This is a genomic window from Microbacterium trichothecenolyticum, from assembly GCF_000956465.1.
GTDB classification, from domain to species: Bacteria; Actinomycetota; Actinomycetes; order Actinomycetales; family Microbacteriaceae; genus Microbacterium; species Microbacterium trichothecenolyticum.
This window is the reverse complement of record NZ_JYJA01000037.1, coordinates 48,561-71,453: the sequence shown is the minus strand read 5'-3', so window position 1 is coordinate 71,453 and position 22,893 is coordinate 48,561. Positions and strand designations below refer to the sequence as shown.

Here is a 22,893-nt window from a genome sequence, read left to right as displayed (position 1 = left end):
GGTCAGGAGCCGTCGGACTCGGTCCCGGAGTCGGAGTCGGCGTCGTCGCCGTGCGGGTCGCCCTGACCCGGACCGCCGGGTGCGCGGTTCTGCCGGCCGTCGTCGGGGCCGCCGCGCTGCCCGGAGCCGTCTCCGGGGCTGCCCGGCGTGTGGCCGCCCTGGTTCCAGCCGACCGGAGCCCCGACGGGTCCGCGGGCGCTGCCCGCCGCCCAACCGGTGCCGAAGCCGACGCCGAGGAGCAGGACGGCGGCGACCGCGGCACCGGTGACCTTGACCCACGTGCGCCGCAGCAACGTCGGCGTCTCCGTGGCGGTCGCGGGTGCGGCCGCTGCGGCCGGAGCGACCGGAGCGGCCTGTGTCGCATCCGGTGTGGGGGACGCCGGCGCGACGGGCGGCTGCGGCGGGAGAGGCGTCATCGCCGGGGTGGGCGCCGCAGGTCGGGAAGGGGCGGACTCGGGAGCGACCGGCTCGGTGGGTGCGGCCTCGCCGGGCGTGCCGCCGGGCTTTTCAGGGGTGCTGTCGGACATGACCACACTGTCCCTCCGAGGTTCCAAGAATGCTCAAAGAGTCGGTCGATCTGGGCATTCTCATAGGTTCGCGCCCGGGAACCCTCAGCGTTCCCCCGCGCGCCGGCCGCCCGAGGGCAGATCCAGCAGGAACGTCGTGCCGGCGCGCGATGTCTTCTCGACGCGCACGCTGCCGTCGAAGCGCGTGACGATGTCGCGCACCAGAGCGAGGCCGAGCCCGAACCCACGTCGCCCGTCCTCGCTCGCCACGTCGGTCGAACGGGCGAAGCGGTCGAACAGCCGATCGGGATCGATGCCGGCGATGCCGCTGCCCTCATCGACCACCCTGATCTCCACGCGGCGCCCGGCGGGTCGTGCGCGGACGGTGATCGTCGAGCCGGTGGGGGAGTAGCGCACAGCATTGTCGAGCAGCGCCATCAGCGCGCGCGTCAGCGAGGTGTGGTCGGCACAGACGAGCAGATCGGCGGATGCCTCGGCGATGAGTGCGACGCCGCGCGCGGCGGCCCGAGGCTCGATGACCGCGATGGCGTCGTGCGCGGCGGCGGCGACCGATGCGAAGGCGCCGCCGTCGCCGGCGCGGGCGCCGGCCGTCTCGGCCGTGAGCAGCAGGTCGGTGAGCACCGCATCCATCACCATCGCATCCCGGCGCAGATCGGCGAGTACGGCGTCGACGTCGCCGCCGCGTTCAGCCCGATGCTGTGCGAGCTGGATCCGGCTGGTGAGGGTCGTCAGGGGCGTGCGCAGCTCGTGGCTGGCGTCGGCGACGAAGGTGCGCTGCACCTCGAGGGCATCCGCCAGCGGCTGCGCCGCCCGCTTGGACGCCCACCAGGCGACGAACCCCAGCGCGACGACGCCGATCAGCCCGATCAGGATCGCGAGGGGAACGACGTCGTCGAGGTCGATCACCCGATCACCCGGTCCGTCCCAGCCCCCACCGCCGGGACCGTGCGGCGGACTGTGCTCGGGCCGCGAGGTCGCGAACATCACCGCGACGATGACCGTGGTGATGATCGCCACCACCGCCGCCGCGGCGACGGCCACCCAGACCCCGGCGCGGAGGGCTGCCTGCTGCACGCGCCGGCGGTCGGCGGCGGTGGCAGCATCCGTCCGCTCGCTCATCAGGGTGTCCCGCTGCGATACCCGCGCGCGCGGACGGTCTCGATGATCTCGGGCGTCGACTTGCGGCGGACGTAGTGCACGTAGGTGTCGACCGTGGTGGCCGAGCCGCCGGGGAACACATGAGCGAGGATCTCGTCGCGCGAGAACACGTGCTCGGGGCTCGAGGTCAGAAGTTCCAGCAGCTCGGATTCGGCCTGCGTGAGCGGGATGCGGCCGTCGGCGGGGGAGTAGAGCGCCTGCGAGGCGGGGGTGAACACCCAGTCGCCGAGCTCGCGGCGATCGCCGGCTCCGCGCCCGCGGCGGAGCGCGCGCAGCCGGGCGCGCAGCTCGGCGAAGTCGAACGGCTTCATGAGGTAGTCGTCGGCGCCGGCGTCGAGCCCGGTCACGCGGTCGTCGACCGCGCCGAGCGCCGTGAGCATGAGTGCGGGCGTCGCGATGCGCGCCGTGCGGACGGCGCCGACGAGTTCGACGCCCGACATGCCGGGCAAGCGGCGATCAACCACGATCACGTCGTAGCGGCGGCCGAGCGCAAGACGCAGCCCCTCCTCGCCCGTCGACGCGTGGTCGACGTCGTACTCGTCGCCGAGCATCTCGACGACGATGCCGGCGATCTCGGCCTCGTCCTCGACGTACAGCAGACGCGGCCCGGGCGACGGCGGAGATGACGAAGAGGGCACGTCCACAGTCTGGACGTGCCCTCTTCGAGGCTGTCAGGCGAGCGCTATGGATCGCCTATGAGCTTCGCGGCGTTGATCAGTACCAACCGGTCGACTGCGAGTGGCTCCACGCGCCGCAGGGGCTGCCGTAGCGGCCCGAGATGTAGCCGAGACCCCAGGCGATCTGCGTCGCCGGGTTGGTCTGCCAGTCGGCACCGGCGCTGCCCATCTTGCTGCCGGGAAGAGCCTGCGGGATGCCGTAGGCGCCGCTCGAGCGGTTGTAGGCCTGGTAGTTCCAGCCCGACTCCTTGTTCCACAGCGACACGAGGCAGCCGAACTGGTCGTCGCCCCAGCCGTAGCCTCCGAGCATCGATCGGGCGGTCGCCTGGGCGTCGGCAGGACTGGTGCCGCCCACGGCGCCGCCGGTGGCGAACACCGGCGCGCCGCCGCCGGACGAACGCGGCGCCGACGACTTCTTCGCGGCGGCCGCGGCGGCGGCTTCCTCGGCGGCCTTGGCGGCTGCGGCGGCTTCAGCCTCCTTGCGGGCCTTCTCCTCCGCCTCCCGCTGCGCCTTGAGCGCGATCGCGGCGTCGAGCTTGCCGCGCAGGCCCTGCGCCTGCTCGTTGACCGACGCGGTCAGGGTGGTCACCGCATCCGTGACCTCCGTCGTGTACTCGGCCGGGAGCGACTGCGCGCGCTTCAGCTGAGCGACGGCACCCTCGAGCTCCGAGGTGTCGACGGTCGTGTCGGGCGTGCCGACGTCGAGGCCCGACGTGGCGATGTCGGCGGCGACGGTGGTCGCGGCGGTCACCGCTGCGTCCGCGTCGGCGACCGTCTTCTCGAAGGCGCTCGGAGTTGCGGCAGCCTCGGCCTTGACGGAGGCGGTGGAGTACGACGCCAGCGCGAAATTCGTGAGCGCGCCGGACGCCTCGGCTTGCGACGCGGGGGTCGCCGTGCTGAACGCGGCGGTGGCCAGCACGCCTACTGCGAGCGTCGCGGCGACCAGCACCGGGCGGCGGCGGAGGCGGCGTTCGGCGCGGCGGACGGTGCGACGTGCGGGCAGAAGAGACGTGTGGGAGCGCATATAAGACCGGGTTCCGTATCAGCGAAATGCGCCATCGGGCGGCGCGTCGTGACCGTTCGGGCGGGCACAAGTCCCCGAGTCTCCCGGGCCTTTCTGGACGCTTCCGGTGCGTTACCTGAACGTTACATGTGAGCGCAAAGTCTGAAAAGGCCAGGTCAAGAGCTCAGATCCCGCTCCCTGGGCGCCCTGGGAAGGTCCTCCGAACTACGATCGAAGCACCCGCCGCATGTCTACAGGAGGCTCATCCGTGCCCTCGTCCATCGCTCCCGCCCGCCCCGCAGCCCTCGCGCACGCGGACGATCTCGCCGCGTTCGTGGCGGCGTCGCCGTCGAGCTTCCACGCCGCTGCCGAGGTCGCGAGCCGCCTCGAGGACGCGGGGTTCACGCGTCTCGACGAGGCGGCCGGGTGGCCGGCTCCCGCCGGTGGGAAGTACGTCGTGGTGCGCGACGGCGCGGCGATCGCGTGGGTCGTGCCGAAGGGTGCGTCGGCGTCGACGGGTGTGCGCATCTTCGGCGCCCACAGCGACTCGCCGGGGTTCAAGCTCAAGCCGAAGCCGACCACCGGCAAGCTCGGCTGGCTGCAGGCCGGCGTCGAGATCTACGGCGGCCCGCTCCTGAACTCGTGGCTCGATCGCGAACTGCGGCTGGCGGGTCGCCTCGTGCTCGACGACGGCACGGCCGTGCTCGCCGCGACCGGTCCGCTGCTGCGGCTGCCGCAGCTTGCGATCCACCTCGATCGCGAGGTCAACGACCACCTCGCGCTCGACAAGCAGTCGCAGACCCAGCCGGTGTGGGGCCTCGGCGAGGCGGAGTCCGCCGACATCCTCGGCGAGCTCGCGCGCGAGGCCGGCGTCGACGCGGCGCGCGTCCGCGGCTACGACGTCGTCACCGCCGACGCCGCGCGTGGTGCGGCGTTCGGACGCGACGACGTCTTCTTCGCCTCCGGCCGCCTCGACGACCTCGCGTCCGTGCACGCCGGGGTCGTCGCCCTCGAGCGCGCGGCCGACGGGCACGACGCCGACCACATCGCTATGCTCGCCGTCTTCGACCACGAGGAGGTGGGCTCGGGCACCCGGTCGGGCGCGGCCGGTCCGTTCCTGTCCGACGTGCTCGAGCGGCTGTGGCTGTCGCTGGGCGCCGACCGCGAGCAGCAGCTGCGTGCGCTCGCCGCGTCCTGGTGCGTCTCGAGCGACGTGGGCCACTCGGTGCACCCCAACTACCCCGACAAGCACGACCCCGTCGTGCAGCCGGTGCTCGGCTCCGGCCCGATCCTGAAGATCAACGCCAACCAGCGGTACGCCACGGATGCCGCCGGCGCGGCCGCCTGGAACGGCTGGTGCGCCGCGGCGGGCGTCACGAGCCAGGAGTTCGTCTCGAACAACGCGGTGCCGTGCGGATCGACGATCGGCCCGATCACGGCGACCCGTCTCGGCATCCGCACCGTGGACGTCGGCATCCCGATCCTCTCCATGCACTCGGCACGCGAGCTCGCCGGCGTGAGCGACCTGTGGGACCTCGCCCGCGTCGCAGAGACCTACTTCCGCGCCTGACGCCCGAGCACAGAATCGGACCTGTCCGACGACACGCCGGGACCCGGATGCTGCCACCCGGCGTGTCGCGAGAGGCGTCCGATCCTGTGCGCCCGCGAGGGTGCGACCGCGGGCGCAGAATCGGAAGTTCGGGGAGACACGCCGGCGACGGATGCCGCCACCCGGCGCGTCGGGCGAAGCCTCCGATCCTGTGCGCGCAGTCAGGCGCGCGGTGCGGCCGCGCCGAGCGCGAGGTACTGGTGCGTGAACGCGATCGCTGCGCCGCCCTCGCCGACGCCCGCGACGACGCGCTTCACCGAGCCGGACCGCACGTCGCCGATCGCGAAGACGCCGGGCACGGTCGTCTCGAGGGCGAACGGGCGGCGCGCATGGTGCCACGAACCCGATTCCGCCGCATCCGCCCCAGTGAGCACGAACCCGCGCGCGTCGCGCGCGATCTCAGCCGGCAGCCACGCGGTCTCGGCGTCGGCCCCGATCATGACGAAGAGCACGTCGACGTCGCGCTCCTCGACGGCGCCCGTGCGGCGGTCGGCGATGTCGGCGGCGCGGAGCGCATCGGCGCCGTGCAGTCCGACCACCTCGCTGCGGGTCTCGACGCGGATCGCAGGGATCGCCGCGATCTGGTCGATGAGGTAGCGCGACATGCTCGACTCGAGCGATTCGCCGCGCACGAGCATCGTGACCGACCGTGCGTGCCTGCTGAAGAACAGCGCCGCCTGCCCGGCCGAGTTCCCGGCGCCGATGATGCAGACGTCCGCACCCTGCGCCACCGCCGAGTCGCTGCGCGCGGCGCCGTAGTAGACGCCGCTGCCGAGGAACCGCTCCACGCCCTCGACCGGGAGCGTGCGCCACACCACGCCCGTCGCGAGGATGACGACCTCGGCGCGCACGACGTCGCCGCCGTCGAGCGTCAGCTCGCGCGTCTCAGGGTCCAGTGCCTCGACCGTGCGCGTGACCACGATCTCCGCGCCGAGCCGCTTCGCCTGTGTGAAGGCGCGTCTTGCCAGGTCGTCGCCCGAGATGCCGAACGGGAATCCGGTGTAGTTCTCGATCCGCGTCGAGGTGCCCGCCTGGCCGCCGGGCGCGAAGGTCTCCACGACAAGCGTCCGCAGACCCTCGGCTGCGGCGTTCACGGCGGCGGTAAGACCGGCGGGGCCGGCGCCCAGGATCACGACGTCATAGCGGTCGGCTGCGGGCGTCACATCGAGCCCGACCGCCTCGGCGATCTGCCGCATCGTCGGATTCTCGAACCGCGCGCCGCTCGCGAGCTCGATCAGCGGGTAGTGCGGGGCGTCGGCGGCGGCATCCACGTCCACGCGTTCGAAGTCGACCTGGTTGCGCGAGAGGAACCCGATCACGCGGTGCGCGCGGGCGCTGCGTCGCGGATGGATGAGCCGCACCTCGTACTCGTGCTGCTCGGCGGCCATCGTCTGGAGCGAGTCCAGGTACCGCCGCGCGAGCCCCGCGACCCGGTCGGGGACCGACGGCGCGTCCGCGGCGAGCGAGTAGTAGACGGCGGGCTCGAGTTTGAGCACGCGCGTCGGCTCCCCGGCACGGCCGCTCGCCGGGAACGGCGTGCTGAGGGTCATCGGGACTTCGCCGAAGAACTGACCCGGCCGGCGCGTGCCGATGACGCGCTCCTCGCCGCCCACCACTTTCGTGATCTCGGCCACCCCTTCGACCACGACGAAGAGGGCCCGAGTGTCGCCTTCGTGCGCGAAGTACTCGCCCGTCACGAGCCGGATGTCCTCGACCGCGCCGGCGAGGTGGGCGAGGGCCGCGTCGGGCACCTCGGCGAAGACGTGCAGGGCCCGAAGGCCTTCGACGGTGATCATGCGGCTCCCCAGCAGCGCAGGCACACGCGGCGCGGTGCGCCCGATGGCGCCGGTGCGCCACGGGGCGAACGTAGCGGCACGGCCGAGCGGCGGTCAACAGCCGGTTCCGTCAGCCGGGACCGCGTGTCCAGGATGCGGCGTAGCCTGAACGGATGCCGCAGCCGTCGACTCCGCAGACCGGCGAGCCGCGCCGGGGTCATGCCCTCGGTGCGCGTGCCCAGCTCGCCGCGCTCGCCGACGATTCCGCGACCGGAGCGGGCGCGTTGGTGGATCTGCCTTCACCGGCCGATCCGCGCCCGGCGGCGGTGCTCATGCTCTTCGGGGTGCTCGACACGCTCCCCAGCGATCACGACGCGCAGGCCCACGCCGTGTCGCGCGACCTCGACGTGCTGCTCCTGTCGCGCGCGACGACGCTGCGCGCGCACCCGGGGCAGGTCGCGTTCCCCGGCGGCCGTCTCGATCCGGGCGACGACGGCCCCGTGGCCGCGGCGCTGCGCGAGGCGCGCGAGGAGACCGGCCTCGACCCCGCCGGCGTCGAGGTGCTGGGCGAGCTCGTCGACATCCCTCTCGCCTTCTCGCAGCACGTGGTGACTCCGGTGCTGGCGTGGTGGCGGCATCCGTCACCGGTCCGCGTCGTCGACGAGGCGGAGTCCGCCGAGGTCTTCCGTGCGCCCGTCGCCGATCTGCTCAGCCCGGCGAACCGCGGGGTCACGGTGATCCGTCGCGGCGGGCAGGAGTGGCGCGGCCCCGGATTCCTCGTGCGGCATGCGACCGGCGAGCACCTGGTGTGGGGATTCACCGGGATGGTCCTCGACGCGCTGTTCGACCGCCTCGGCTGGACCGAGCCGTGGGACGACGGGCGCGAACTCCCGCTCGCGCTGCCCGACTGAAGACCCGTCAGCGGTAACGGTAGTGGTCGGCGCTGCTGTTCACCCAGGTGATGAAGCGGCGGGCCTCGGCATCGCGCGCCGCCGGGAACGGCGAGACCCATAGCTGCGGCCCCGCGATCACGAGGTGCGGTGCTGCACGCGTGATCGCCCTGTTGAGCGTGCGCGGCGTGATGGGGCCGGCCGGCCCGAACATCCGCCTCTCGACCGCCGCCTTCGTGAACTCCGGGCGCCGAAGCAGCGCATCGCCCGAGTCGGCGGACGCCGCGACCTCCCTCACAGGCTGGCTCAGGTCGCCGAAGTGGATCCACCGACCATCGATCACGACGCCGGTGAAGTCCTGCTCCTGCCCGCTGTAGCGCACCTCGCTCGTCCAGCGCCGGCCGTCCCACCAGCGTGTGCGGCCGCGCTGGTCGTCGTACCACCCTGCCTGTGCCGGGCCGGATGCGGCGGGTCCGGCATCCGTTCGCAGTTCGGTGTCGCGCTCGCGCAGGTCGATGAACTGGTCGGTCCAGTGCGTGCCGTCCCACCAGCGCTGTTTGCCGGAGCCGTCCTCGTACCACCCCGGTGCGGGCTGCGTCGCCATGGTCCGAGCGTAGTTCGTGCCCGGGCGGTGTCCAGCTGCGGCGGCTATGCTCGAGCCGTGCATTTCCACTTCTTCATCTGATCCGACGTGCGGCCGCGCCCGCATGTCGCTCGTCGAGTCATCCGAGCGACGCGTGCCTGCGGCATCCGGCCCCTTCCCGGGCCCCGTCAGATCATCCGCACGCGCGCGCCCACGGGCCCAGCGTGCCCGCAGAGGCCCCGGTCTCGGAAGTGGACACACCACATGCCTTCCCTCACCCGCACTCCTGCGCGCGACCGCGCGCAGCTCACCGCCGCGCGCGTCTCGTTCTCGCGTGCGGGTCACCGGATCCTGAACGACGTCGACCTCGTGGTGACGCCCGCCGCGCGCATCGCGATCGTCGGCGAGAACGGCCGTGGCAAGTCCACGCTGCTGCACCTGCTCGCCGGCCTGCTCGTGCCCGATGCGGGCGACATCGCGCGCGTGGGCACCCTCGCGCTCGCCGAGCAGGAGATGCCGAAGGGTGATCGCCGCACGGTGGGCGACGCGGTGGCCGAGGCCATCGCGGACGCCCTCGCGGCTCTCGATGCGCTGGACGAGGCATCCGTCGCCCTCAGCACGGATCACCCGACAGGCGCCGCTGCCGACGCGTACGCGCAGGCGCTCGACCGCGCCGTCGCGCTGGACGCCTGGGACGCGGAGCGGCGCGTCGAGGTCGCGCTCGAAGCGCTCGGGGCCGAGACGGACCGCACGAGGCCGCTTGCGCAACTCTCCGTGGGGCAGCGCTATCGCGTGCGTCTCGCGTGCCTGCTGGGCGCGGACCACGACTTCCTGCTGCTGGACGAGCCGACCAACCACCTCGATCGGGAGAGCCTCGACTTCCTCACCGCACAGCTGCGCGCACGGGCCGGAGGCGTCATCGTGGTCAGCCACGATCGCGCGCTGCTCGCCGATGTCGCCGACACGTTCGTCGACCTCGACCCGACCCCGGACGACCGTCCGCGCGTGTACGGCGGCTTCGACGCCTACCGCGAAGGGCGCGAGGCCGAGCGCGAGCGCTGGCAGCAGCTGTACGACCGCGAGCAGGCCGAGCGGACACGACTGCAGGACGACCTGAGCGCGGCGCAGAACCGGCTCGTGACCGGCTGGCGGCCGGAGAAGGGATCGCCGAAGCACGGTCGGGCCACCCGCGCCGCGGGCATCACGCAGACGATGCACCGCCGCCGCGCCGCGCTCGAGGCGCACGCGGTCACCGTGCCCCCGCCGCCGATGCGGTTCGCATTCCCGGCGCTGCCGTCCCGCGGTGCGGCGGCGCTGCTGGTCGCCGAGCACCTGCACCTGGACGGACGGATGCCGCGGCCGGTCTCGCTGGTGCTCCACAGCGGCGCGCGGGTCGTCGTCACCGGCCCCAACGGCGCCGGCAAGTCGACGCTGCTGGCGGCGCTGGCCGGCACTGTCGACTCCCACGATGCGGACGCTGCGGCCCAGGAAGCGGGTGCCCTGGGGGGCGCGGTGCGCCGGGGCGGCAGCATCCGTCTCTCCCTGCTGCGTCAGGAGTCCGTGCTCGATCCCGACCGGCGTGCGTCCGAGCTCTACGACGAGCGGGTCGGGAAGGCAGTCGCGTCCGGCGCGCTCGCGGCGTCGCAGGCGGCCGGCCTGAGTGCGCTCGGGCTGCTCACGTCGCGGGAGACCGGGCGCCGCGTCGGAGAGCTGTCGATGGGGCAGGTGCGCAGGCTCGATCTCGCGCTCGCCCTCGCGGTGCGCCCGCACGTGCTGCTTCTCGACGAGCCTACGAACCACCTCTCGTTCACGCTCGTCGACGAGCTGACGGCGGCGCTGCAGGCGACGGATGCAGCCGTGGTCGTGTCCACCCACGACCGGCAGCTGCTTCGCGACGTCGTCGAGTGGGACCGCATCGACCTGGGAGTGCGTGGGTGACACCGTTCGACCGTCGGTCTCCGGAGCCACGGCAGACTGGAGCCATGCGCCACGTCGACGACATCGTCCCCGCTGACCGCCGCCACCTGCTCGCGCTCCCGGTGTACGCGCACCTCGGGACCATCCGGCCCGACGACACCGTGCAGGTCAACCCGATGTGGTTCGAGTTCGACGGCGAGCACGTCCGGTTCACGCACACGAACTACCGCCAGAAGTACCGCAACCTGCAGCACAACCCGTCGATGTCGCTGTCGATCCTCGACCCCGACTCGCCGTTCCGGTACCTCGAGGTCGCGGGCAAGCTCGTCGACGTCGTCCCCGACCCCGAGGGCGCGTTCTACGTGCGGCTCCAGAACCGCTACGGGAACCCGAGCTCGACGCCGCCCCGCGACAAGGAGGACCGCGTGATCCTCGTCATGTCGATCGATCGCGCAACCCGGCAGTAGAGCCAACGGCGAAGGGGAGGATGCTGCGGTTGCGGCATCCTCCCCTTCGCCGTCATCGCGTCAGGCGTTGACGCGCGACGCCGCCACGGCGGCGCGCAGGCCCTCGGCGACCGGTGTGGTGGGGCGGCCGAGGAGGCGCGCGAGCGTCGGGTCGGCGTCGGCCAGGACGCCCCGCGCGATACCGGCCTCCAGCTCGGCGACGAAGCCGACGGTGCCCGCGTCGAGACCTGCCTCGGTGAGAGCGGCCTCGAGCTGCTCGCGAGAGACCGGCACATAAGCGACGTCGCGGCCGAGCACCGCGGCGGCAGCCGTGGCGAGGTCGGCGTACGACACCGCGGTGTCGCCCGAGAGCTCGTAGGTGCGGCCCAGGTGGCCGCCCTCGGTGAGCACGACGGCCGCGGCCTCGGCGTAGTCGGCACGGCTCGCGGCGGCGACGGTCGCGTCGCCGACGGACGCGGCGACCACACCGGTCTCGGCGGCGCGCAGCACGTCGGGGGTGTAGTTCTCGGTGTACCAGTTGTTGCGCAGCACGACGGCGGGAACGCCGCTTGCGGCAAGGTACTCCTCGGTCGCCTTGTGATCCGGCGCGAGCACGAAGTCGACGGAATCGGCGTGCGCGAGGCTCGTGTAGACGACCTTCGCCGTGCCCGCGGCCTTCGCCGCGTCGATCACGTTCACGTGGCCCTCGTGGCGCCGGCCGGGCTCGGACCCCGAAATCAGCAGCAGTGCGTCCACACCCTCGAGCGCGGCGGCGACGGACTCGGGAGCGTTGTAGTCGAGGGGGACGCCACGGATGCCGCGGTCCACCAGATCCGCGACCTTCGAGGTCGTGCGGGCGCCGGCGACGATATCGCCAGGGGCGACGCCGCGATCGAGGAGCGCATCGATGACGAGGTGGCCGAGCTGTCCGCCGGCGGCGGTCACGAGGATGGTCATGGGTGTCCTTTCGGTGGGGAGGCGCCTTGCGCACCCACCCCACGGCAACGCCCGCGATGGCGATTGACATTCCAGCCGGAGGGTACCCACTTTGAGGTAAGGTACCCACGTGGTGGTGAGTTTTGCGGAAATCCGGGCAGAGATTCCCGGCGTCTTCGACGAGGCGTGCCCGACGCGTGTCGTCCTCGACCACGTCATGAGCAAGTGGGGTGTACTCGTGCTCATGGCCCTCACCGAGGGCACGATCCGGTGGGGCGAGCTGCGTCGCACCGTAGAGGGCATCAGCGAGAAGATGCTCGCCTCGACGCTGCGCACCCTCGAGAAGGACGGTCTGGTCGCGCGCACGTCGTATCCCGAGGTGCCGCCGCGCGTGGAGTACTCGCTGACACCGCTCGGCGACGAGCTGATGGAGCGCATGATGCCGCTCATGGCGTGGATCGGCGTCCACGCGGGAGACATCGTCGAACGCTGACGCCGAACGGTCGACCGCGTCGGCGCATCGGGCTAGCGTGGGGCGCGACCGCACGTTCTCATCGGAGGTTCGCATGTCCGCCGTCGTCGCAACGATGTCGCTCTCGCTCGACGGGATCGGTGCCGGAGTGAACCAGACCGAGGAGCGCCCGTTCGGCGAGGTGCCTGAAGGCACGCTTCATCGGTGGATGGTGCTTCCCGCGGAAGCCGCTGCGTCCGCGTGACGGCGCATCAGCTCACGCGGGATCAGGCGCGGCGCATCGTGGTGCGCGCCCAGCTGCTCGACGCCGAGCGTCCGGGCGACGTCGTCGAGGTGGCCGAGCAGCTCGGCTACATCAAGATAGATCCCACCGCGACGATCGCGCCGTGCGAGCACACCGTGCTGTGGTCGCGGATCGGCTGGTCGTACGAGCCCGGGCAGCTGCGCAAGGTCGTCGAGGACGACCGGCTGCTCTTCGAGTTCGACGGCACGTTCCGGCCGACGAGCCTGCTGCCACTGATGCTGCCGGCCATGCGCCGGTGGCCGCAGCGCGAGAGCAGCCGGCAGTGGCTCGAGGCGAACGCCGGGTTCCGCGCCGACGTGCTGGCGCGGCTGCGCGCCGAAGGTCCGCTCCTCGCGAGCGACATCCCCGATACGGCGCAGGTGAGCCGCGCGCCCGACGGCTGGTCGGGGTCGAACCAGGTGCCCCACATGCTGGACTTCCTGCTGCGCCAGGGAGAGGTCGCGGTCACCGGCCGTGAGGGTCGGCATCGCGTGTGGGACCTCGCCGAGCGCGTTTACCCGCAGGACCTGCCCGAGTACGCGGACGACGAGGCCGCCGTACTGCTCGCGGCACGCCGGCTCCAGTCGGCTGGACTCACGAAACCCCACTGGTACTGGAGCGGCGTCGCGAAGGACACCGGCGAACCCGCGGTCGTCGAGGGCAGCACCACGAAGTATCGCGTCGACCCCGAAGCGCTCGCCGCGCTCGACGACGAGGATTCCGGCGGTCGTGTCGCCTTCCTGAACCCTTACGACAGCCTGCTCTTCGACCGCAAGCGGCTCGAGGAGGTCTTCGAGTTCACCTACGTCCTCGAGCAGTTCAAGCCGAAGGCCCAGCGGCGGTACGGCTTCTTCGCGCATCCGATCCTGATGGGCGACCGATTCGTCGGGATGCTCGACGCGGAGGTCGACCGGAACCGCGAGGTGCTCAGGATCAACGCCCTGCACGAGTTCCTGCCGTTCGACGCCGAGGAGTCCGAAATGGTGCGCGCCGAGATCGCCGAGCTGGCGGAATGGCTCGGCGTCTCGGTCACGGGACTGCCCTGAACACGCCGGAGTCAGTCCGCTGGGTGACCGGAGCTCAGGGCACGCGGTTCGAGACGGTCAGCAGCACGACGGAGTCCTCGAGCGCCGCGAGACTGTGGCGCTGCGGCGGAACCGTGAGGTGATCACCGGATGCTCCGTCCCACGCGTCGTCGCCGGCGACGAGGCGCACGCGCCCGCGCAGCACCTGCAGCGTGGCTTCGTGAGGGCTCTCGTGCTCGGCGAGTTCGTGACCGGCGCGCAGCGCGATGACGGTCTCGCGCAGGGCGTGCTCATGGCCTCCGCGGATGGTGCGCGCGGCGCGCCCGCTCGACGCGTCGCGCGCCTTCGCGGTCAGGTCGTCGATCAGATCGGCCAGATCCGTGCTGTCCATCCGCGTCGCCTCCATCGCCTCGACAGGCCGGAGTCTACCCGCGCGCCTGCCGATTGAGACAGGCCATGCGGCGCCCGGCATCGGGAATCCCTTCGCCCCGTGCGCGGTTGCGAGGATCATTGCACTGAAGGGAGGCCGCGCATGAACGGACTCGAAGTCACCGTGCTCGTCGGGATCACTGTGCTCACCGGCGCGATCCTCGCGCCCCGGCTCAGGGTGGCGGTTCCGCTGCTGCTGGTGGTCGCGGGGCTGGCGCTCGGATTCATCCCCGAGGTTCGCGAGATCGAGCTGCCGCCTGAGACCGTGCTGCTGCTGTTCCTTCCCGTGCTGCTGTTCTGGGAGAGCCTCACCACCTCACTGCGGTCGATCCGCCGCGACTTCCGCGGCATCTTCCTGATGAGCACGGCGCTGGTGGTCGCCAGTGCGTTCGCCGTCGCCGGCGTCGCTTACCTGCTCGGCCTGCCGTGGGACGCCGCGCTCATCCTGGGGGCGGCGGTCGCCCCGACGGACGCGACCGCGGTGGCGGCGCTCGGCCGCATGCTGCCTCGTCGCAACTTCATGAACCTCAAAGCCGAGAGCCTCACCAACGACGGCACGGCGCTCGTCATCTACGGGGTGGCCGTGGGAGTGGCGGTCGGCGGCACGTACACCCCGCTGGACGTCACCGGCCTCGTCGCACTGTCGTACGTCGGTGGGGCGGCCGCAGGGATCGTCGTCGCGGGCCTCGCCTACCTGGTGATGCGACGCACCCGTAACACGCTGAACCTCAATATCGCTCTGCTGCTGGTGCCGTTCACGGCGTTTCTGGTGGCCGAGCTCATCCAGGCGTCGGGCGTGCTCGCCGTCGTGGTCGCGGGCCTCATCATCGCCTACATCCAGCCGCGCATCAGCACCGCCGCCTCGCGACGGCAGGCCGCGTGGACCTGGCCCCTCGGCTCCTTTCTGCTCAACGGCTCGCTGTTCGTGCTGATCGGGTTCGAGGTGCAAGCCGTCGCTCATGAGATCCCGGGCCGCGAGATCGGCTGGCTGGCGGTGATGACCGTCGCGGTGTGGCTCGTGCTGCTCGTCGCGCGGTTCGTCTTCCAGACGACGTCCGTCATGATCATCCGCCTGCTCGATCGCCGGCCCTCGCAGCGTCTGCGCCGTACGACCTATCGGGCGCGGATCGTGAGCGCCGTCGCCGGGTTCCGCGGTGCGGTGTCGCTCGCGATCGCCCTGTCGGTTCCGCTGACCACCGCCTCGGGGGAGGCGCTGCCCGGCCGCGACGAGATCATCTTCGTGACGGCCGGTGTCATCCTCCTGACGCTGCTCGTACAGGGACCTCTGCTGCCCGCGGTCGTCCGGTGGGCGCGCCTGCCCGACGACATGGCGATGCAGAAGGAGCTCGAACTCGCCGAGCGCGCGATCACGGGTGCCGCTCTCACCGCGGTCAAGGAGATCGCGCACGACCATGGCATCAGCGAGGAGACGCGAGATCGGCTGACTCGCGACTACTACGAGTTCCTCGAGCGCAACAACGAGCGCGCGCAAGCGCGGGAGCAGGCCGAGGTCGACCGCCAGATCGCCGACCTCGACCGTCGGATAGGGGAGACGGGTGACACCGCCTCGGATCCGGTGATGGCTGCCGGCCTGTCCCGGGCGGGCGCGGACCGGCCCGAGGCGGCTGCGGACGAGGCGCCCGGCACGGCCACGGCGCTGCTCGAGGCACCGGCCCCGCTGCCCTCGCCCCAGGAGCGCGACGAGGAGTATTCGCGGCTGCGCATCGCGGTGCTCGACCGCAAGCGCGATGTGCTCTATCGCCTCCGGCGCGAAGGCGCGGTGGATGATGCTGTGGTCACCCAGATCCAGACGCGCCTCGACGTCGAGGAGCTGCGGATCACCGGCATCGAGACGCTCGATTGACGCCCGGCGGGTTCACGCCGCAGAGTCGCGCAGGCCCGCCGAGATCAGGTCCGCGAGGGCGGGCAGGTCGGCCGGTTCGGCGGGGCTGATCACCGTCTCAGCCGCGTCGTCGCCCGCCGATCCCTCCTTGCCGACGTGGTCGAGGAGCGTCGGGGTGGTGATGATCGCGACCCAGGCCGCGGCCGCGGTGCGCACCCGGCGCGCGGCGATCGGGTGGAGGATGCTCGCCCCGAGCACACGCTCGACGATCGCCTGCAACTGACTGCGGTAGTCGTGGAGCTTCTCGCGCACCTCCGGGTGCGTGCGGTGTTCGCGCCACACGATGACCCGCCGCACCGCCGACTCCGCCTGCAGTTCACGCAGCCGGTCCGTCACGTTCAGCAGGGTCTGTGCCGGATCCCCGCGCGCGATCAGTCCGGAGGTGTCGATCGGATCGAGGTCCAGGCGCTCACCCACCAGGGCGCGGAGCAGATCGGTCTTGGTGGGGAAGTAGTAGAACAGCAGCCCTTTGGGCACACCGGCGAGGTCGGCGATCGCCGTCGTGGGTGTGGCATCGAAGCCGCGCTCCGCGAAGAGGCGCTCGGCGGCGTCGAGGATGAGCGTGCGGCTCTCGCGGCTGCGGGTCATGTCGAGTCCTGGAAAAGGGCCGGCGGGGGCGTCGGTCTGTCCGGCGCCCCCGTCTCGGCTCGCACCTCAGTGCGGGATGGCCTGGTCGTGCATGTGCATGGCGGGTCTCACGGCGAGCGCGGCCACGATCACCGCGACCGCCCCACCGATCCAGCTGACCCAGGCGGCGCCGGACTGCATGTCGGCGTATCCGCCCAGCCAAGGAGCCACGAACAGCAGCGCGCCGAGCGCGAGCTGCACATACTCCATCGCCACCATCCCCGGCATCGCGAGGTTGGCGACGCCTGCGGCGATCAGCAGGACGCCGACGATCAGCATCCACGGCATCGACGCGCCCATCTGCGGCAGGGCGAACGCGCACACCACGGCGATGAGGCCGACACCGGCTGCGACCCAGTCCTCCCAGCGAGTCCACTTCTTCATTCGGATCTCCTCCTTTCCAGATCAGATGGCTCCCGATCGGGGGTCGATTCGAACGGTACGCCTGACTGACCGACCGGTCAAGAACCCGCTCGCGTGACGACGAGGGGTCCTCCGCGGCGCCTCGAGGAGAGTGATTCCGGTCAGACGCGCGTGGACTGCCAGCCCAGCGCCGGCGCGACGTACTTGGCGAACGACTCGACGACCCGCAGGTTGAACTCGACGCCGAGCTGACTCGGGATCGTGAGCATCAGGGTGTCGGCCGACGCGATCGCGGCGTCCTCCTTGAGCTGCTCGACGAGCTCGTCGGGCTCTGCCGCGTAGGTCTTGCCGAACGTCGAGCGGATGCCGTCGATCACGCCGATCTGGTCGCCGTCCTGGCGCCCGCCGAAGTACATCCGCTCCTCGGCGGTGGTGATGGGGAAGATGGAGCGGCTCACCGACACGCGCGGCTCTCCGGTGTGCCCCGCTTCGCGCCACGCGGCGCGGAACGCGTCGATCTGCTGCGCCTGCAGCAGATCGAACGGGGTGCCGTCGGCCTCGGTGAGGAGGGTCGACGACATCAGGTTCACGCCCGTCCGGCCGGCCCATTCCGCGGAGTCGCGGTTGCCGGCGCCCCACCATACGCGCGAGCGCAGGCCGGGGGAGTGCGGCTCGATGCGCTGCAGTCCGGTGGCGCCGGCTCCGAAGGGAGACGAGGCATCGCGTTCCGCCAGTCCTTCACCGTCTATCGCGCGGAGGAAGAGGTCGAAGTGCTCACGTGCGAGGTCGGCGCCGCGCGGATCCTCGGACCCCGTGTAGCCGAACGCCTCGTATCCGCGAACGACGCTCTCGGGGGAGCCACGGCTCACGCCCAGCGCGAGCCTGCCGCCCGAGATGAGATCGACGGAAGCCGCCTCCTCGGCGAGGTAGAGCGGATTCTCGTAGCGCATGTCGATGACGCCGGTGCCGACCTCGATGTTCTCGGTGCGCGCGGCGATGGCGGCCAGCAGCGGCATGGGGGAGGACTGCTGGCGCGCGAAGTGGTGCACGCGGAAGTACGCGCCGTTCGCCCCCAGTTCGTCCATGCCCTGGGCGAGGTCGATCGCCTGCAGCATCGAGTCGGCGGCGGTGAGCTGCCGCCCGCCGCCGAGCGGGCCGTAGTGTCCGAACGAGAGGGTTCCGAATCGCTGCATGTCGTCTGCAACCGTACGCGCGCGGCATCCATTCCGGTGAATGCACTCTCGCTCCGGGAGAAGCCGCGCCCGGTTGCGAGGCGTCATGTCGCGTCATCGGGGAAGCGATCGGCGCGCCGCGTGGTTGCCTCGAAGCATGACCTTCATCGGAACCAGCTCCCTCGACGTCCTTCCCCTCTCGCTCGGCGGCAACGTGTTCGGCTGGACGGCCGATCGCGACGCGTCGTTCGCGATCCTCGACGCCTTCCACGCCGGCGGCGGGAACTTCATCGACACCGCAGACTCGTACAGCGCGTGGGTCGACGGCAACTCCGGTGGCGAGAGCGAGACGATCATCGGCGAGTGGCTCGCGGCGCGGAAGCCAGAGAACGTCGTGGTCGCGACGAAGGTCAGCCAGCACCCCGGATTCAAAGGGCTGTCGGCGAAGAACGTGCGCGCCGCCGCCGAAGCATCGCTGAAGCGCCTCGGCGTCGACACCATCGATCTCTACTACGCTCACTTCGACGACGAGACGGTTCCGCTGGAGGAGACCGTCGCCGCTTTCGGTGAGCTCGTCACGGACGGACTCGTGCGATACACAGCGGTCTCGAACTACAGCGCCGACCGCATCCGCGAGTGGGTCGGGCTCGCGCAGGCCGCCGGCAGCGCGCTGCCCGTGGCCATCCAGCCGCATTACAACCTCGTGCACCGCAATGACGTCGAGGAGCACATCATCCCGCTCGCACAGGAGTTCGACCTGAGCCTGGTGCCGTACTTCTCGCTCGCGAAGGGCTTCCTCACCGGCAAGTACCGGTCGACGGATGCCGCGGGCCAGTCCTCCCCGCGCGCCGGCGCCGCGTCCCAGTACGCCACTGCCCAGGGGCTCGAGATCCTCGACGCGCTCGAGGGCATCGGCCGCGCCCACGGTGTGTCGACCGCCGCGACGGCGCTCGCGTGGCTGCGTGCGCAGCCCACGGTGGCAGCACCGATCGCGAGCGCATCGCGTGTGGAGCAGGTCGCCGACCTCCTGGACGGCGCGCGTGTGGAGCTCACGGCCGACGAGGTCGAGGTGCTCACCCGCGTGTCGGAGTGGACGCCCGCGGCCGTCTGAGCACCGGTCGGTTCCCGCGCCGGGTCATGCCGGCTGCGGGGCCGCCGTCTGCAGCACCTCCACGACCGGCGCGAGCTCGGGCTGCTCCGCGGCGTCGGTGAGAACTCGCGCGAGCGTATCGTCGTGGATGGGCCGGGCGCGCTCGTAGAGCTCCCGCCCGGCAGGGGTCAGTTCGGTGTAGATGCCGCGGCGGTCGTCGGCGCAGAGGATGCGCGTGATGAGGGCGCGGTCCTCGAGCCGGTTCACGAGGCGCGTGGTCGCGCTGGGACTCAGCGCCGTCGCGCGCGCGAGCTGCTGCATGCGCATGTGCCAGCCGTCCTGGCGGCTGAGGGCGTCGAGCACTGTGTACTCCACGACGGACAGATCCACGGATGCTGCGAGCCCGCGCTCGAGTTCGGCCTCGATGAGTCCGTGCAGCGCGGCGAGCGTGCGCCAGCCCTGTGCGCGCACCTCGACGGCGTCGTCTGCAATGCCCATGGGTCCTCCTTGTCGACGCGGCGGGGTCGATGCGAAGGAATAGTTGTTTGCGCGTATACCTAGCGTGTGCAACTATTTATCCCGCCTACGCAATATCCCGCGTGTGCAACTAAACCTCAGCATACCAGGAGACCCCTCATGCCACTCGGACTCGTCGCGCTCGCCATGGGCGCCTTCGGCATCGGACTCACGGAGTTCGTCATCATGGGCCTGCTGCCCGAGGTCGCCCGGGACTTCGCCGTCAGTGAGGCCGCAGCGGGCTGGCTCATCTCGGGCTATGCGCTGGGCGTCGTGGTCGGGGCGCTCGGCCTCACCGCGGCGACCACCCGCCTGCCGCGCAAACCCGTGCTCCTCGGCCTCATCGTGCTCTTCATCGCCGGGAACGTGCTCACCGCCCTCGCCCCGGACTACGGCATCGCGATGACCGGCCGCATCCTCGCCGCGCTGTCGCACGGGGCGTTCTTCGGCATCGGCTCCGTGGTCGCCGCGAGCCTCGTGGCGCCGGAGAAGCGCGCCGGCGCGATCGCGATCATGTTCACCGGCCTCACGGCGGCCAACGTGCTGGGCGTCCCGTTCGGCACGTTCCTCGGCCAGCAGTTCGGATGGCGCTCGACGTTCTGGGTGATCGCCGGCATCGGCGTCGTCGCGTTCGCCGGCATCGCAGCTCTCGTCCCCGCCCCGGCGGAGGCGCAGGAGCGCATCAGCCTCCGTCGAGAACTGCGGGCGTTCAGCTCGGCCCAGGTGTGGCTGTCTCTCGCCGTCACCGTCCTGGCCTTCGGCGGCATGTTCGGCGCATTCACCTACATCGCCTATACGCTCACCGAAGTGAGCGGGTTCGCGTCCAGTGCGGTGCCGTGGCTGCTCGTGCTGTTCGGCGCCGGTCTCGTCGGCGGCAACTGGCTTGGCGGACGCCTGGCCGATCGCCGCCTGGACGCGACGCTGATCGCATTCATCACGGCGCTGGTGGTCGTTCTTGTCGCCTTCGCCCTGTTCGCCGGATCGCAGCCGGCGACGATCGCCGGCCTCGTGCTCATGGGCGCCTTCGGCTTCGGCACCGTGCCTGGACTGCAGAGCCGCATCATGCATTACGCCGACGGCGCTCCCACTCTCGCCTCGGGTGCCAACATCGGCGCGTTCAATGTCGGCAACGCGCTGGGCGCGTGGGCCGGCGGGTTCGGTATCAGCATGGGTCTCGGCTACACCGCCCCCGTCTGGATCGGCGCCGCCATCTCGGCCGCGGGGCTCGTCGTGATGGTCGTCGCCGCCCTCGCCGCACACCGCGCGCGCGGCCGTGTCGTGCGGGCGACGCGTCCGGTGACGCCCGCCACGACGAGCACGGTGCCCGTTCCTGTCATCTGACCCCGCAGTCCGGCGACACCGCGCGCGCACCCCCTGTCCCGGGTGCGCGCGCGGTGCCTACGATGGCCCAGAGAGAAGACGGCGCCGACGGATGCCGCGAGCCGAGGGGGTGCGCAATGGTCCAGGTACGTGTGGCCGGCGTAGCCCTCGACGCGTCGGGACAGCACGTGCTGCTGCTGAAGCCCGTCGACCAGATCCCCGGCGACGGGCTCGTGCTCCCGATCTGGATCGGCCAGCTCGAGGCGACCTCGATCCTGGTCGCCGTCGAGAACGCCGATGTGCCGAGGCCGCTCGCGCACGACCTCATGGGTCTCATCCTGACCGCGCTCGACGCGGTGGCGACGAAGGTCGAGGTCACGCGCATCGAGGACGGCACGTTCTACGCCGAGATCACGCTCTCGACCGCGCTCGGGGACCGTATCGTGGATGCTCGCCCGTCCGATGCCGTCGCCCTCGCGTCGCGCGTGGGTGCGCCGATCTGGGTCGCCGACGCGGTGCTCACCGAAGCGGGCGTGCCCGACGTGCTCACAGAGACCGATGCCGCCGAGCGGCTCGACGAGTTCAAGCGGTTCCTCGACGAGGTCGAGCCGGAGGACTTCGAGAGCTGAGCCGGACTCGCGCCCGCGATGTATCTGGGGCGGCGGAGCCTGCTCTTTCGTGGGGTGGCCGCCGCGTGTGGCGCGGCCACGCGGACGGATCCCGTCGTGATGCTCCGTCGCGCTCCCTGACCGAAAGGCATCTCCATGTCCCTCAACGACCTCGCCCTCGACGTGCCCCACGCCGCCGTTGCCGCCGCCGCGGCCGAGCTGCGCGCCGCTCTCGGTGACCGCGCGCTGCTGCGCGGCGACGCCGGATACGACGCCGCCCGGACGCCGTGGAATCTCGCCGTGGCGCAGCATCCGTTCGCCGTCGTGATCCCGGAGTCCGCGCAGGACGTCGTCGACGTCGTGCGGGCAGCGACGCTCTCGGGGCTGCGCCTCGCGCCGCAGTCGACCGGCCACGGCGCGGGGGCGCTCAGCGACACCGACCTCGCACACACCGTGCTGGTCTCGCTGCGATCCCTGCGCGGCGTGACCGTCGACCCCGAGACGCGCACCGCGCGCGTGCTCGGCGGCTCGCTCTGGAACGACGTGCTCGAGGCGGCCGCCCCGCACGGGCTGACGGCCCTCCACGGCAGCGCCGGCGACGTGTCGGTCGTCGGGTATTCGCTCAGCGGCGGACTGTCCTTCTATGCCCGCGCGCACGGCCTCGCCGTGAACGCGGTGCGTGCCGTCGAGGTCGTGACGGCCGACGGCTCGCTGGTACGAGCATCCGCCGCCGAGCACCCCGACCTGTTCTGGGCGCTGCGCGGCGGATCGGGCTCGTTCGGTGTCGTCGTCGCGATCGAGATCGACCTGCTCGCGGTCGCCGACGTCGTCGCCGGCATGCTGCTGTGGGACGCGTCGCGCGCCTCGGAGGTCGCGCACGCGTGGGCGCAGTGGACGCAGTCCGCGCCCGAGACCGCGACCACCACCCTGCGTATCCTCCACATCCCGCAGATGCCCGAGCTGCCGCCGTTCCTGTCGGGTCGTTCGGTGGTCGTGATCGACGGGGCGATCGAAGAGACGGATGCCGCGGCATCCGCTCTGCTCGGACCGCTCCGTGCGTTGCAGCCCGAGGTCGACACGTTCGCCCGCATCCCGGCGCCCGCTCTCGTCGGCGTGCACATGGACCCGCCCGAGCCTTCGCCGTCGGTGACGTGGCACGCGGTGCTGGGGGAGCTGCCGGCACGTGCCGTCGACGCCTTCGTCGAGGCGGCTCAGACCCCGGGGATCTTCGTCCAGGAGCTGCGTCACCTCGGCGGTGCCGTGAATCGGCGGCCGGAGGGCGGCGGCGCGATCGCCTCGCTCGACGGGGAGTACCTGGTGCACTCGATCGCGATGGTGCCCGCGCCCGAGGCTGCGGCCCCTGCGACGGCTGCGGTGCGCGCGGGCGTCGCGGCCATGGTGGCGTGGCGGGTCGATGCGCTCGCCCTGACCTTCGTCGACGCTCCCGGCGCCGATCGCTCGGTGGCGTTCGGTGCCGCGTGGGCGCGGCTGCGTCAGCTCAAGCTCGACTACGACCCGGCGAACCTCTTCGCAGCCGCGCGGCCGGTCTGAGTCGACGCGTCCA

The 22,893-nt window shown here is 71.6% G+C and carries 24 protein-coding genes; 12 read left to right on the top strand and 12 right to left on the bottom strand.

The features are described 5' to 3' along the window. Positions 1–2 precede the first annotated feature (2 nt). From RS82_RS13280 to RS82_RS13265, 4 genes are all read right to left on the bottom strand, one after another. Positions 3–527: a hypothetical protein gene (locus RS82_RS13280; RefSeq protein ID WP_045300216.1), complete on the bottom strand. Its 525-nt coding sequence runs from the start codon at positions 525–527 to the stop codon at positions 3–5. A gap of 84 nt (positions 528–611) precedes the next feature. After that, positions 612–1,646: a sensor histidine kinase gene (locus RS82_RS13275; RefSeq protein WP_045300214.1), complete on the bottom strand. Its 1,035-nt coding sequence runs from the start codon at positions 1,644–1,646 to the stop codon at positions 612–614. Then, entirely contained in the window at positions 1,646–2,323 is a 678-nt protein-coding gene (locus tag RS82_RS13270; RefSeq protein ID WP_045300581.1) for a response regulator transcription factor, read from the bottom strand. The genes RS82_RS13275 and RS82_RS13270 overlap by 1 nt, the downstream gene beginning before the upstream one ends. Before the next feature lie 76 nt (positions 2,324–2,399). Next, complete coding sequence (locus tag RS82_RS13265) at positions 2,400–3,386, bottom strand: aggregation-promoting factor C-terminal-like domain-containing protein (protein ID WP_045300212.1); 987 nt, start codon at positions 3,384–3,386, stop codon at positions 2,400–2,402. A gap of 226 nt (positions 3,387–3,612) precedes the next feature. Between RS82_RS13265 and RS82_RS13260 the strand changes: the two genes are divergently transcribed. Further along, positions 3,613–4,935 (top strand): M18 family aminopeptidase, encoded by a 1,323-nt coding sequence (locus RS82_RS13260; protein ID WP_045300209.1) that lies wholly within the window; start codon positions 3,613–3,615, stop codon positions 4,933–4,935. A 200-nt stretch (positions 4,936–5,135) separates the two neighbouring features. On the opposite strand, the gene RS82_RS13255 is transcribed toward RS82_RS13260, so the two are convergent. Beyond that, positions 5,136–6,770 carry an FAD-dependent oxidoreductase gene (locus RS82_RS13255; RefSeq protein WP_045300207.1) on the bottom strand — a complete coding sequence of 545 codons (1,635 nt, stop codon included), beginning with the start codon at positions 6,768–6,770 and terminating at the stop codon, positions 5,136–5,138. A gap of 152 nt (positions 6,771–6,922) precedes the next feature. On the opposite strand from RS82_RS13255, the gene RS82_RS13250 reads away from it, so the two are divergent. Next, positions 6,923–7,660, top strand: a complete 738-nt coding sequence (locus RS82_RS13250; RefSeq protein ID WP_045300205.1) for an NUDIX hydrolase — start codon at positions 6,923–6,925, stop codon at positions 7,658–7,660. A gap of 7 nt (positions 7,661–7,667) precedes the next feature. Here the strand turns inward: RS82_RS13250 and RS82_RS21550 are convergent, their stop codons facing one another. Beyond that, positions 7,668–8,243 carry a DUF2510 domain-containing protein gene (locus RS82_RS21550; RefSeq protein ID WP_045300203.1) on the bottom strand — a complete coding sequence of 192 codons (576 nt, stop codon included), beginning with the start codon at positions 8,241–8,243 and terminating at the stop codon, positions 7,668–7,670. Positions 8,244–8,486: 243 nt separating this feature from the next. Here RS82_RS21550 and RS82_RS13240 point away from each other — a divergent pair, with 243 nt between their 5' ends. Both RS82_RS13240 and RS82_RS13235 read left to right on the top strand, forming a co-directional pair. Continuing rightward, the gene (locus RS82_RS13240) at positions 8,487–10,160 is read left to right on the top strand and encodes an ATP-binding cassette domain-containing protein (RefSeq protein WP_045300200.1); all 1,674 of its coding nucleotides are present in this window, start codon (positions 8,487–8,489) and stop codon (positions 10,158–10,160) included. Between the two features lie 44 nt (positions 10,161–10,204). Continuing rightward, positions 10,205–10,606, top strand: a complete 402-nt coding sequence (locus tag RS82_RS13235; RefSeq protein WP_045300198.1) for a PPOX class F420-dependent oxidoreductase — start codon at positions 10,205–10,207, stop codon at positions 10,604–10,606. Between the two features lie 60 nt (positions 10,607–10,666). On the opposite strand, the gene RS82_RS13230 is transcribed toward RS82_RS13235, so the two are convergent. Beyond that, complete coding sequence (locus RS82_RS13230; RefSeq protein ID WP_045300197.1) at positions 10,667–11,542, bottom strand: SDR family oxidoreductase; 876 nt, start codon at positions 11,540–11,542, stop codon at positions 10,667–10,669. A gap of 109 nt (positions 11,543–11,651) precedes the next feature. Here RS82_RS13230 and RS82_RS13225 point away from each other — a divergent pair, with 109 nt between their 5' ends. From RS82_RS13225 to RS82_RS13215, 3 genes are all read left to right on the top strand, one after another. After that, positions 11,652–12,014: a winged helix-turn-helix transcriptional regulator gene (locus RS82_RS13225; RefSeq protein WP_045300196.1), complete on the top strand. Its 363-nt coding sequence runs from the start codon at positions 11,652–11,654 to the stop codon at positions 12,012–12,014. A 73-nt stretch (positions 12,015–12,087) separates the two neighbouring features. Then, complete coding sequence (locus tag RS82_RS21110) at positions 12,088–12,237, top strand: hypothetical protein (protein ID WP_211255933.1); 150 nt, start codon at positions 12,088–12,090, stop codon at positions 12,235–12,237. Continuing rightward, entirely contained in the window at positions 12,234–13,322 is a 1,089-nt protein-coding gene (locus RS82_RS13215) for a DNA glycosylase AlkZ-like family protein (RefSeq protein ID WP_045300192.1), read from the top strand. The genes RS82_RS21110 and RS82_RS13215 overlap by 4 nt, the downstream gene beginning before the upstream one ends. A 34-nt stretch (positions 13,323–13,356) precedes the next feature. Here the strand turns inward: RS82_RS13215 and RS82_RS13210 are convergent, their stop codons facing one another. Then, the gene (locus tag RS82_RS13210) at positions 13,357–13,692 is read right to left on the bottom strand and encodes a cupin domain-containing protein (RefSeq protein WP_045300190.1); all 336 of its coding nucleotides are present in this window, start codon (positions 13,690–13,692) and stop codon (positions 13,357–13,359) included. Positions 13,693–13,833: 141 nt separating this feature from the next. On the opposite strand from RS82_RS13210, the gene RS82_RS13205 reads away from it, so the two are divergent. Next, positions 13,834–15,594, top strand: a complete 1,761-nt coding sequence (locus tag RS82_RS13205; RefSeq protein WP_045300188.1) for a Na+/H+ antiporter — start codon at positions 13,834–13,836, stop codon at positions 15,592–15,594. Between the two features lie 12 nt (positions 15,595–15,606). Here the strand turns inward: RS82_RS13205 and RS82_RS13200 are convergent, their stop codons facing one another. The 3 genes from RS82_RS13200 to RS82_RS13190 form a co-directional block, all read right to left on the bottom strand. Next, positions 15,607–16,221 carry a TetR/AcrR family transcriptional regulator gene (locus RS82_RS13200; protein WP_045300186.1) on the bottom strand — a complete coding sequence of 205 codons (615 nt, stop codon included), beginning with the start codon at positions 16,219–16,221 and terminating at the stop codon, positions 15,607–15,609. Positions 16,222–16,287: 66 nt separating this feature from the next. Continuing rightward, positions 16,288–16,644 carry an SPW repeat domain-containing protein gene (locus tag RS82_RS13195; protein ID WP_045300185.1) on the bottom strand — a complete coding sequence of 119 codons (357 nt, stop codon included), beginning with the start codon at positions 16,642–16,644 and terminating at the stop codon, positions 16,288–16,290. 140 nt (positions 16,645–16,784) lie between these two features. Next, positions 16,785–17,816: an LLM class flavin-dependent oxidoreductase gene (locus RS82_RS13190; protein WP_045300184.1), complete on the bottom strand. Its 1,032-nt coding sequence runs from the start codon at positions 17,814–17,816 to the stop codon at positions 16,785–16,787. Between the two features lie 136 nt (positions 17,817–17,952). Here RS82_RS13190 and RS82_RS13185 point away from each other — a divergent pair, with 136 nt between their 5' ends. Further along, positions 17,953–18,906, top strand: a complete 954-nt coding sequence (locus RS82_RS13185) for an aldo/keto reductase (RefSeq protein ID WP_045300182.1) — start codon at positions 17,953–17,955, stop codon at positions 18,904–18,906. Positions 18,907–18,930: 24 nt separating this feature from the next. Here the strand turns inward: RS82_RS13185 and RS82_RS13180 are convergent, their stop codons facing one another. Next, positions 18,931–19,383 (bottom strand): MarR family winged helix-turn-helix transcriptional regulator, encoded by a 453-nt coding sequence (locus RS82_RS13180; RefSeq protein ID WP_045300180.1) that lies wholly within the window; start codon positions 19,381–19,383, stop codon positions 18,931–18,933. A 138-nt stretch (positions 19,384–19,521) separates the two neighbouring features. Here RS82_RS13180 and RS82_RS13175 point away from each other — a divergent pair, with 138 nt between their 5' ends. From RS82_RS13175 to RS82_RS13165, 3 genes are all read left to right on the top strand, one after another. Continuing rightward, a complete protein-coding gene (locus tag RS82_RS13175) occupies positions 19,522–20,742 on the top strand; it encodes an MFS transporter (protein WP_045300178.1) in 1,221 nt (406 codons plus the stop codon). 116 nt (positions 20,743–20,858) lie between these two features. After that, positions 20,859–21,350, top strand: coding sequence for a bifunctional nuclease family protein (locus RS82_RS13170; RefSeq protein WP_045300176.1), 492 nt, complete (start codon positions 20,859–20,861; stop codon positions 21,348–21,350). Positions 21,351–21,485: 135 nt separating this feature from the next. Then, positions 21,486–22,880, top strand: a complete 1,395-nt coding sequence (locus tag RS82_RS13165) for an FAD-binding oxidoreductase (RefSeq protein ID WP_045300173.1) — start codon at positions 21,486–21,488, stop codon at positions 22,878–22,880. Positions 22,881–22,893: the final 13 nt, after the last annotated feature.